Annotated in this window: 9 protein-coding genes; 7 read left to right on the top strand and 2 right to left on the bottom strand. The window is 61.5% G+C overall.

The features are described 5' to 3' along the window. The 7 genes from Q5Y75_RS28045 to Q5Y75_RS28075 all read left to right on the top strand — a co-directional run. Positions 1-751 (top strand): calcium-binding protein (locus Q5Y75_RS28045; RefSeq protein WP_306203587.1); only part of this gene is annotated, 751 nt, incomplete at its 5' end. A gap of 322 nt (positions 752-1,073) precedes the next feature. Beyond that, the gene (locus Q5Y75_RS28050) at positions 1,074-2,564 is read left to right on the top strand and encodes a UbiA family prenyltransferase (protein WP_306203588.1); all 1,491 of its coding nucleotides are present in this window, start codon (positions 1,074-1,076) and stop codon (positions 2,562-2,564) included. Next, the gene (locus Q5Y75_RS28055; RefSeq protein WP_306203589.1) at positions 2,561-2,980 is read left to right on the top strand and encodes a GtrA family protein; all 420 of its coding nucleotides are present in this window, start codon (positions 2,561-2,563) and stop codon (positions 2,978-2,980) included. Before Q5Y75_RS28050 ends, Q5Y75_RS28055 begins: the two co-directional genes overlap by 4 nt. Next, complete coding sequence (locus Q5Y75_RS28060) at positions 2,977-4,323, top strand: FAD-binding oxidoreductase (protein ID WP_306203591.1); 1,347 nt, start codon at positions 2,977-2,979, stop codon at positions 4,321-4,323. The genes Q5Y75_RS28055 and Q5Y75_RS28060 overlap by 4 nt, the downstream gene beginning before the upstream one ends. Further along, complete coding sequence (locus Q5Y75_RS28065; protein ID WP_306203592.1) at positions 4,320-5,057, top strand: SDR family NAD(P)-dependent oxidoreductase; 738 nt, start codon at positions 4,320-4,322, stop codon at positions 5,055-5,057. The genes Q5Y75_RS28060 and Q5Y75_RS28065 overlap by 4 nt, the downstream gene beginning before the upstream one ends. A gap of 17 nt (positions 5,058-5,074) precedes the next feature. Continuing rightward, complete coding sequence (locus tag Q5Y75_RS28070) at positions 5,075-6,715, top strand: hypothetical protein (RefSeq protein WP_306203593.1); 1,641 nt, start codon at positions 5,075-5,077, stop codon at positions 6,713-6,715. A gap of 3 nt (positions 6,716-6,718) precedes the next feature. After that, positions 6,719-8,176, top strand: a complete 1,458-nt coding sequence (locus Q5Y75_RS28075; RefSeq protein WP_306203594.1) for an oligosaccharide flippase family protein — start codon at positions 6,719-6,721, stop codon at positions 8,174-8,176. A gap of 35 nt (positions 8,177-8,211) precedes the next feature. On the opposite strand, the gene Q5Y75_RS28080 is transcribed toward Q5Y75_RS28075, so the two are convergent. Next, positions 8,212-9,102: a glycosyltransferase family 2 protein gene (locus tag Q5Y75_RS28080; protein WP_306203595.1), complete on the bottom strand. Its 891-nt coding sequence runs from the start codon at positions 9,100-9,102 to the stop codon at positions 8,212-8,214. Positions 9,103-9,457: 355 nt separating this feature from the next. Next, positions 9,458-10,142: sugar transferase (locus tag Q5Y75_RS28085; RefSeq protein WP_306203597.1), on the bottom strand; the 685-nt coding region annotated here is incomplete at its 5' end.

Raw genomic sequence — 10,142 nt, forward strand, 5'->3', positions numbered from 1 at the left:
TCACAACGACACAACCGACAAGGAACTGCGCGGCACCCATCGTGACGACATCCTCAAGGGCAGCTCCGACGATGACAGGATCATTGCCGGTTCCGGCGACAATATGGTTTCCGCCCTTGAAGGCGACGATTATGTTTCGGCCCTGGGCGGTCACGACGCGCTGTGGGGCGGCGAGGGCGATGACACGGTTTCTGCCGGTGGCGGCAATGACCGGATCGGTGGCGGCGCGCAGAATGACAAACTGGATAGCGGCGCGGGCAACGACACGATTTGGGGCGGCAACGGGCGCGACACGATCATGGCCGGCGAGGGCAAAGACGTGATCGGGGGCGGGGCCGGATATGACCGGATCTTTGCCAAAGGCGGCAATGACGAAATCCGGGGCGGCACCGGCAACGACACGGCCTTTGGCGGTGACGGCAATGACACCGTACTCGGGCTTTCCGGCAACGACGAACTCTCGGGTGGCAATGGCGCCGACCTGCTGGATGGCGGCGCGGGCAACGACATACTGCGCGGCGGTGCAGGCGCGGATACGATGGTGTTCTCGACCGGCGCCGATCAGGTTCTGGATTTCGGTCCGGGCGACCGGATCGATCTTTCGGGCGTGGCCGCGATCGACAATTTCGCCGCCCTGCAGACGCATCTGTCGGGCTCGGCAAATGTCGTGATCGATGACGGGCTCGGCAACACGATGACGCTGATCGGCATCAGCTCCGGGGAGCTTGAAGCAAACGACTTCATCTTCTGAATGCCTCTAACCGCAGGCCATGCCCGGCAGGCCTGCGGATCGCTTTCCCGACCCCTCAACCGGGTACGGGAAACAATGAACAGGTCTTCGGCGCTTCGGTTTCCTTTTGCTGGACGATCCGGCGACGGCGAAGATCCTGTTGCAAATTTGTTTTGAGCTCTCGTTTTCTTGGCCCAGGATGAATATATATTGGGCCTTGCGGTAGCCCGCAGCAGCACGCAGAGAGATTATCCTTCCAACTCTGCGTTCGACATGATTTAGAATTTCCTCTGAAGCCCCGGGCTTCTTGAGTTTTGCGATTATTTGGTTTTGGAAAGATATGATGTCGACCTTTGCAGCGCGGCGCGAGATGGCTGACACCCCTGATATGGACATGTCCGATCACTCAGATGTACCTTTGATCGTCGATCTGGACGGTACGCTGACAAAATCCGACACGATGCATGAGGCGCTTTTGCTGTTCATTGCAAAGCATCCCGTGAAGTTGCCGCAGATTGCGACCTGGCTGCTGTCGGGAAAGGCCGAGTTCAAAGACAGGCTGGCCTCCGAAATGGTGGTCGATGCGGCCTCTGTTCCCCTGCGCGACGAAGTTCTCGACCTCATTGGTACGGCCAGGGCAGACGGGCGCAAGGTGCTGCTGGTCTCGGCCTCGAACCAGCGGCAGGTCAGCCGGATCGCCGAGCAATTGAACCTGTTTGATGAGGCTGTAGGCTCGGATGCCGCGCGCAACCTGTCCGGCACGCAAAAGGCCGATTGGCTGGTTGATCGCTTTGGCGAGAAAGGCTTCGACTATGTCGGGGACTCGCGCGCGGATCTCGATGTGTGGCCGCGGGCCCGTAAGGCGATCACGGTCGGGTCGAACGCATCCATACGACAGCATGTCGATGACATGGGCCTCGACGCCACCCATCTGACCGGAGATGACGCCGACAGCACCCTCGGGCGGGCGCGTCATTACGTGAAGGCCATGCGCCCGCATCAGTGGCTCAAGAACCTGCTTGTTTTTGTGCCCGCTCTGGCCGCGCATGACATGGCGATGCTGCTGCCATCGTTTTTTGCCTTCTGCGCCTTCTGCCTGGCGGCTTCGAGCATCTATCTGATCAATGACATGCTGGATCTGCATGTGGATCGCCAGCACCCGCGCAAACGCAACCGCCCCTTTGCTGCCGGGACGATTCCGGTCTCCCATGGTGTGGTGCATTCCGGGGCGCTGTTCCTGACCGCGATGGTGATCGCGCTGATCCTTTCGGCGTCCTTTGCCGCTGTTCTCCTGGGATATGTGGCTCTGACATTCGCCTATTCGCTGGTTCTCAAGCGCAAGCTGATGGTCGACATCTGGACCCTGGGCGCGCTCTACACCATCCGGATCATCGCTGGAGGGGCGGCCAGCGGCATCCCGCTGTCGGAATGGCTGCTGGCGTTTTCCATGTTTGTGTTCCTGTCGCTGGCCGCGGTCAAACGGATTTCGGAGCTGACCGATCTGCGAGCCCGCAACCTGACCAGCACCGATGGACGGGGCTATCGCGTCTCCGATCTGCCGGTGGTGCTGGGCGCGATGCTGGCATCCGGGTACTGCTCAATCGTCATTCTGGCGCTTTACGTGTCGAACTCGAATGTCGCCAGCCTCTATTCCGAACCCAAGCTGCTCTGGCTGGTCTGCATGCTGCTGCTCTACTGGATCAACCGGGTGGCGATCGTCTCGTATCGCGGGGAAATGGATGACGATCCCATCGTCTTTGCACTGCGCGACCGGGTCAGCCTGCTGGTCTTTGCCTGCTGCGGCGCGATATTTGTGGCGAGCGCACTGTTATGACACTCACCCAGCTCGTCTTCCGCTACAGCGCATTTGCGGTTGTGGCCACGATCGTCAATCTGCTTACGCAGCGCCTGTCGCTGGCGCTCTATGAGGGCAGTTTCGCCATTCCGCTGGCCATTTTCGCCGGCACGGTGACCGGTCTGGTGGTCAAGTTCCACCTCGACAAGCGCTGGATTTTCTTTGACGTTTCGAAGGATGCGCAGACCCGAAAATTCGGTCTCTATACGCTGATGGGTGTGGTGACGACCGTGATCTTCTGGGGCACCGAATACGGGTTCTGGCTGATCTGGCAGAGTGACCTGATGCGCGAGGCCGGCGCGGTGCTGGGGCTGAGCATCGGCTATTGCACCAAATACCAGTTGGACAAACGCTTCGTCTTTGTCGCGCATCCGGGGTTCGGACATAAGGCATGAGCACGCTGCAACCCCTGTCCGGCTGGGCCCGCTGGCCCCGTAGAACGTGCAACACCGCGCCGCTCGATCCCGGCCGCCTGGCGGATCTGAGCCCACAGGCGGGGCAGGGGATGATCGCCCGCGGACATGGCCGCTCTTATGGTGATATCGCGATGAATCCCGACCTGACGCTGATGGGGGCGCTGCGCAACCGCATCCTGTCCTTTGATGCGGCAAGTGGCGAACTGGTCGCCGAGGCGGGTCTGAGCATCGCCGAGATTCTGCAGGTCTTTGTGCCGCGCGGATGGTTTCCAGCGGTCACGCCGGGGACCAAATTCGTGACCATGGCCGGGCTGATCGCGGTGGATGCCCATGGCAAGAACCACCACAAGGTCGGCAGTTTCGGAGATCACGTCCTCTGGTTCGACCTCTATTGCGCGGATGGTCAGACGCGACGCTGTTCGCGTGAGCAGAACATCGATCTGTTCAACGCCACGATTGGCGGCAACGGTCTGACCGGGCATATTCTGACGGTCTGTACACAGCTGCTGCAGATCCACTCGGGCTGGATCACCCAAAAGACCCTTCAGGCCAGCGATCTGGATCAGGCGATCGAGATTTTCGAGGCGCATCACGACGCGACCTATTCGGTGGCCTGGATCGACTGCCTGGCCAAAGGGGCCGCGCGCGGACGCTCGCTGGTGTTTCTGGGCGAACATGCAACGCCCGACGCGCTGGAGGGCGCCAAAGCGGAACGCCCGTTCGACATCCCCGCCCGCCGCAACTTGCGCATGCCGATGGATGCGCCCTCCTGGGCGCTGAATTCCTACACGCTGCGCGCCTTCAATCGGCTCTATTACAGGGTGAATTCCGGAAAACCCGAAACCCAGCTGGTCGATTACGACACCTATTTCTATCCGCTGGATGCCATTCTGGAATGGAACCGCATGTATGGAAAAGGCGGGTTTGCCCAGTACCAATGCGCCTTCCCGCTGTCCAGTTCCCGCGAGGCGCTGCTGAAACTGCTGGGCGCCATTTCCGATGCCGGTCTGGGATCGTTCCTTGCGGTGCTCAAACGGTTCGGACCCGGCAGCCCGGAACGCCCGCTTTCCTTCCCGATGGAAGGCTATACTCTGGCGCTCGACTTTCAACTGTCCCCCGAGGCTTTGACACTGATGACGGAGATGGACGAGATTACCTGCCAGCATGGCGGCCGCCTTTACATGGCCAAGGACAGCCGCATGAGCCAAGCCACGCTGGAAGCCGGATATGCCGACGGGGTGCCCATCTTTCGCAGCCTGCGTGACGCCACCGGATCGCGCCCCTTGTTCCAATCCCTGTTATCCCAGAGGTTAAATCTGTGACACCTGCCGACCGTCCCGCCCTGATCCTCGGTGCCCGCTCCGGTATCGCCCGCGGCATCGCTGCCGCCCTGGCCAAGCGCGGCCATCCGCTGATGCTGGCCGCGCGCCGGGCAGGGGAGCTGGACAGTGACGTGTCCGACCTGTCGATCCGCTACAATTGCGCGGTCACCGCCCATGAGTTCGACGTTCTGGACCTGGACGGGCATGCAGGCTTTCTCGATGGCCTGCCCGCAACCCCGTCGATCATCATCTGCGCCATCGGCGTGCTGGGCGATCAGAATCGCGATGCCGGGGATGCCCAGGCCACAAAGCTGATCGTGGACAGCAACTATCTGGCGCCCTGCCTGTTTCTGGAACAGGCCGCCACACGCATGGCCGAACCCGGCGGCTCGATCGTTGCAATCGGCTCTGTTGCGGGCGATCGCGGGCGGGCAAAGAACTATGTCTACGGTTCTGCCAAGGCCGGGTTCGCCACCTACATGTCCGGGCTGCGCCAGAAATACGCGGATAGCGACCTGCATGTGATGACCGTGAAGCCGGGCTTTGTCAGAACCGCGATGACCGAGGGCATGGACCTGCCCGGACCGCTGACCAGCGATGCCGAGCCATTCGCCGAGCGGGTGGTGAGCGCCATGGAAAAGGGCAGGCAGGTCTACTCGGACCTGCGCTGGCGTGCCCTGATGGCGGTGATCACGCATCTGCCCGAACGTATATTCATGAAAACGAAATTCTGAAGAGACCGGACACGACAATGGCACAGGAACGACATTTCGAGGATTTCCTTCTGGCACTGGGCCTGACCGTCATTGGCGCGGCGCTGGCCTGGCTGCTCTCGGGCGGGCTGCCTGCCATCGGCATCGACGACGCCGCCATCACGCGGTCATATGCGGAAAACGTCGCCAATGGCGCAGGCTATGTCTACAATGTCGGCGGTGAACGGGTCGAAGGCTCGACCGCGTTCCTGTGGGTCGCCATCCTGACCCTGGCCTATAGCCTGACGCCGACACCGGAACTCCTCATCATTGCGCTTTGCGCCGGTTTTGCCCTGGCGGCGGTCTATACCACGCTGCGGCTGGCACGGGCGCTGGCCGACTGGCTCGAGATCGACCCGCGCCCCGCCATCTGGGTCCTGGCGGCCTGCCTGCTTGCCAGCCCCGGCTATTTCATGTGGTCGGTCTGGACGATGATGGAACTGGCGCTCTGGTCGATGCTGCTGATCTGGATGGTGTCGCTGCTGGCCCGGCTGGTCGAGGACGACCGGGGGCAGGGCCATACGCTCTGCCTGCTGGTTGCGGCGTTGCTGATGCCGCTGGTGCGCCCCGAAGGGATCGCCGCCGCGATCGGGCTGCTGGTGCTGAGCCTGCTGCTCGCGCCCCGGTTCTGGCGCGCGGTGGGGGGGGGCGTGCTGGCCGCGCTGGCATCGTTTGTGGCGGTCACCGCGTTCCGCCTGTCCTATTTCGGCCAGCCCTTTCCCAACACGTTTTATGCCAAGGTCTCCTCGGATACGGTCCAGGGCCTGAAAGACGGGTTGAAATATCTGCTGGATTTCCTGCTGAGCAGCCCGTTTGTCGAGATCTTCGTGGTGATCTGGCTGGGCGGCGTGCTCTGGGCGCTGATCAGCGCGACGCAGGCCCGGCCCGGTGCCCGCGCGCTGCTGGTGGCCGGGGCCGCGGTGTTCGGTATTCTGCTGGTCTATGCAGCGCTTGGCGGCGATCACTTCGTGCTGTGGCGGTTCTATCAGCCGGTGGCCCCGCTGCTGCCGCTCTGCCTGGCGCTGCTGGTTGCCGCGGGCCTCACCCAGGCCCGGAGTTCTGCGATCAGAGGCCCGGCCGTGCTGGCCGCCGGAGCCGCCGCGATCGGCCTGCTGATGGCCGGTTGGATGCAATATTACCAATCGCGCTTCAACATCCGGAAGGAATATACGCTGGTCGAGCAGGGGCTTGGCTTTGGCCATTTCCTGAACGAGATCGAACCGCGTCCCACAATCGGGGTCGGCCCCGCCGGGGGCATCGCGCTGGCCTATAACGGCGAAATCCTCGACCTGCTGGGCCTGAACTGGGTCGAGATGGCCCATGCCAACCCGGTCAAGGTCGGCATGCGCAACCATGCAAGCTTTGACAAGGACACGTTCTGGAAACACGCCCCCGACGTGCTGGCCGCCTTCAACCGGCCCTGCGCGGAAGGTAATTCGCTGGCCTTCTGGTCGCATGCCGACAATGCTTTTGACGGGCTCTATTCAGACGACAAGTTCCGCAGCGCCTATGTGCCGGTCGCCTTTGTACAGGGGGGCGATTGCTGGCCCGGATTCGCGCAACCGGACTGGCTGGCACAGACGCAGCCCGGCGAGGCGATCAAGACCTTTGACTGGGCGGATGTGAAAACCCTGGACTGATAGATGGCCGCAAACCAGCCTCCCACCGGGCGTTCGGCCAGAGGGTTCTTCGTCAATGTCAGTTCGCTTGTCTCGGCGCGCCTGTTCCTGGCCCTGTCCCAGGTTCTGGTGCTGCCGATCGTGGCGCGGCACCTGACGGTTGACGAGTTCGCCCTGATGGCGATGGCCATGTCGGTGGTGGTGTTTTGCAGCGTACTCAGCGATGCCGGGCTCGGGCGCTCGCTGATCCGGGCGCCGTCTTATGATCACGAGGAATGGGTCAGCGTCTTCTGGCTGATGGTTGCGGTGGGGGTCGGGCTGGCCCTCATCATCCTTGCAATCGGACCGCTCTGGGCGGCCTTTTTCGAACAACCGGGCCTGGTGCCGATCCTGGCCGCGCTGGCGATTGTTCCGCTATGTCAGGCGGTGTCCGCCGCCCCCAATGCCGAGGTCGAGCGGCGCGAAAATTATACCGGCATCGCCAAGGTCCAGACGATCACGACGGTGGTCAGCCTTGGCCTTGCTGTTGTCCTGGCCATTCTGGGGGCAGGGGTCTGGGCGTTGGTGGCACAGCAGGTTTCCCTGGCAATCGTCCGGCTGGCAGGAATCGTCTCCCTGTCCAGATTCCGGCCCAACCTGACCTTCAAACCGCACCTGATCGGGACACATCTGCTATTTGCCCGTAACGCCCTGGCCGTTTCTGCAATTTCAGCGATCAAGGCACAATCCGCCATCATCGCCATCGGCAAGTTCAATGGCGAGGCGCCGCTGGGCCTGTTCTCGATGAGCGCGCGGTTTTCCAGACTGCCGCAATTTGGCCTGGTCGGTCCGGTTTCGACCGTTGTCTATGTGCGCATGGCCAAAGCGCAGGACGACCCTGCACGGCTGGTGGAGATCTATCTGGGCGCAATGAAGCTGATGGCAACGCTTCTGTTTCCGGCCCTGGCGATGACGGCTGTGGCGGGAACGGCGATTTTCACCGTGATGCTGTCGGCGGAATGGGCGCAGGTCGCACCGATCTTTGCCCTGTCCATCTCGGGCCTTACCTTTGAAGCGATCGCCGTGGTGCTGGTCGCCTGCATCTTTCGCGCCACCAACCGCACGGACCTGCATGTCAGGCTGAGCACGGAATCCGCAATACTCTATATTACGCTGGTTGTCGCAGCGGCGGCACTTTCCGATGTGCTGGCGGTTGCGGCCGCGATTTCGGTCTGGGGGTTCATGATCGTGCCGCGCGGCTGGTATCTGGCCAAACAGGTGGTGCCGATCAGTCTGTCCGATTGCCTGCGCGCACTGTTTGTGCCGGTGCTGATGTCCGGCCTCATGGTGGGATGTCACATCACCCTACGGCACGCCCTGTCACCCGGGCATGTGGCGGAAATCGCCCTGGCCGGGGGCATTCTGGCCGTGGGGCTAGGGCTTACGGTCCTGCTGCAGCGCCGGAAACTCGAAACCGCTGTTGATGTGTTCCGGCAAGCTTGATCTTTGCCGGATCGGCCTGCTGCCAGCAGCTGGCGTCAGCCGTAAAATTCGTGATTTGGCCTGGTAAAACAGCCCTTCAGAACCCCGAGGTGGAACCCGCCCCGAAGCGCCCAGAAGGCGCATCTGCTTTTGCGCGCCACCGAGGCTGCCGCGCGCATCCCGCAATATGTCGCCTTGGCCAGGCTTTTGACCAGCAGCACCGGTCGCTTTTGCGGCTGCCCCTGCAGGGCGCAGAACCCGTAGATCGTGCCGGTCGCCCGGGTCTTGGTCCAAAGCCATTTGAAAGACAGGCGCCCAGGGGCCACCGGTTCATGGACGATGGCGCTTGTGCAGATTGCCATGGGAACGCCACTGCGATGCAGCCGGAAAAAGAAATCGATATCTTCCCCCCCGGTTCGACCGAAATCGAGACGGAACCGGGCCGCGCGCAGGGCCGGGTCGCGCCGGTCCAGCAGGACATTGCCGGAAAACCCGGTCTCTACAGTGCCATTCAGGGCCGATGGCACGCTGGAATGGGCTTTGTTCTCAAGCATCCAGTCGGGCGCGCCGGGCGGGTAGACCGCGTGGACCGGGCCAAACACAACTTTAGCCTGTTCCTGTGACGCGGTTTCGAGAAGACTGGCGATCCAATCCGGTCCGGCGATTTCATCATCGTCGATAAACAGCAGGTGGTCCGCATCGGAATGTTCAAGGCAGGCGTTGCGCGCGATCGAGATATTGCGGGCCGGGGCATGTACATACCACAGATTCAGCCCAAGCTCTTTTGCCTGCGCTTCAATCTCGGCCTGTTTGAGGGGTTGTTCATCATTGTCAGCAACGATGATCCGGAGTGTCAGACTGTCCAGACCCTGCTGGGCGGCCAGACTTTCCAGGGTCCCGTATAGGCTGTCGCGACGGAACGTACAGATGCCAATATCAATATTCATGTCCCGTCACCGGCGCGGCCATATTTGGCTTACATACTTGTAAAGCAAATTTGAAGTTCCATTTATGGTCGAAATCCCGCAACATCAGGGCATTCGACTCCGCGCGAGAACGGGTGCGAATTCGCGTTTGCTAACAGGCAGGGTCCAGATAAGCAATGATCATATCCAGATTGTTCTTTTCTTCAGCCGTTTCAATCGGATCATGCCTTGGCGTGTGGCTGGTGGTGGGAGGATCCTGGATTGCATGGCTTCTGGTCGGCTGGCTCTTGTCGGCACCGCTCCTCATAATCATGCTCGCCATCGAGCATAACACGTCCTTCAGATTTTGGGGACATCCCCGGGCCCGAAGGCCCGGTCAGACAGCGCCGGACAGTCGACCGGTGACAAACAAGAGCACGGTCTTCAAGAAAATCTGAAGATCAAGCCGCAAGCTCAGGTTGCGGACATACCACACATCCAGCGAGACGCGCTCTTCGTATGACGTGTCAGACCGACCACCGATCTGCCAGGCACCGGTGATGCCCGGTTTCACGGCCTCGTAATAGGCCTTGTCCGCTCCGTAATGGACCAGCTCTTCGCGCGTCACCGGACGCGGACCCACAATGCTCATATCCCCGAAGAACACGTTGAAGATCTGCGGCAGCTCATCCAGGCTCGACTGACGCATCAGATTTCCCAGACCGGGAAAGACCCGCGGATCGTCCTTCAGCTTTTGCGTCTGTTCCCATTCCCGGCGCCGGACCGGGTCCTCGGCCAGGAGCTTGTCGAGCACCTCGCGGGCGTTGGGCACCATGGTGCGGAATTTCAGGCAGGAGAAGACCTTGCCATCCAGACCGACACGGTCATGGCGAAAGATCGGCGATACCCGATACACCGTGATAATATACAGCGACAAGAGCGCCATGATGGGTGCAAACAGCACGATCATCATCGACGACAATGCGACATCGCAAAGCCGCTTCACGAACTTCTCGGATAACCGGTACCCACCGGTAGCACGGACTTCGCCAATAGACTGCGAGAAACGGCACGCCGTCTCG

It is taken from the genome of Ruegeria discodermiae, from assembly GCF_030758345.1.
GTDB lineage: Bacteria > Pseudomonadota > Alphaproteobacteria > Rhodobacterales > Rhodobacteraceae > Ruegeria_C.